We start from the raw sequence: 550 nt of genomic DNA, 5'->3' as shown, positions 1-550 counted from the left end.
GACCGGCGACCATTCGTCGGCGCACTGACGATGGAGCTGACCACGGACGCCGACGAGGACGTAGCGTCGTGGATCGCCGCGGGAACACCGCCGATTTGCTTCGGTTCGGGAAGCATACCGCTCGAATCCCCCTCCGCCACAGTCGAAATGATTAGCTCGGCGTGCGCGAACCTCGGCGAGCGGGCCCTCCTGTGTTTCGGCGGAACTGATTTCAGCGACGTGCCGCACTTCGACCACGTCAAGGTGGTGGGCGTGGTGAATTACACAAAGATCTTCCCGGCCTGTCGTGCCGTCGTCCACCACGGTGGCTCCGGTACCACGGCTGCGGGTCTGCGCGCCGGAATCCCGACGTTGATCCTTTGGACCGCCGGAGACCAGCCATTTTGGGGGTCCCATATCAAACAATTGAGGGTGGGCACATCCCGCCGCTTCTCGTCGACCACCTGCGAAACGCTGGTCAAAGACCTGCGCATGATCCTCGCCCCCGAGTGCGCCGCTCGGGCCCGCGAGATCTCTGCCCAGATGACCAAGCCCGCTGACAGCGTGGGGC

1 protein-coding gene is annotated in these 550 nt (G+C 64.4%); it reads left to right on the top strand.

All coding sequences use genetic code 11. The features are described 5' to 3' along the window. The coding region (locus A5711_RS20415) for a glycosyltransferase (protein ID WP_369829951.1) at positions 1-550 on the top strand (550 nt) is incomplete at both ends.

It is taken from the genome of Mycobacterium sp. E2238 (assembly GCF_001672665.1).
In the GTDB taxonomy this organism is placed as follows: domain Bacteria; phylum Actinomycetota; class Actinomycetes; order Mycobacteriales; family Mycobacteriaceae; genus Mycobacterium.
This window is presented reverse-complemented; position numbering and strand designations above follow the sequence as displayed.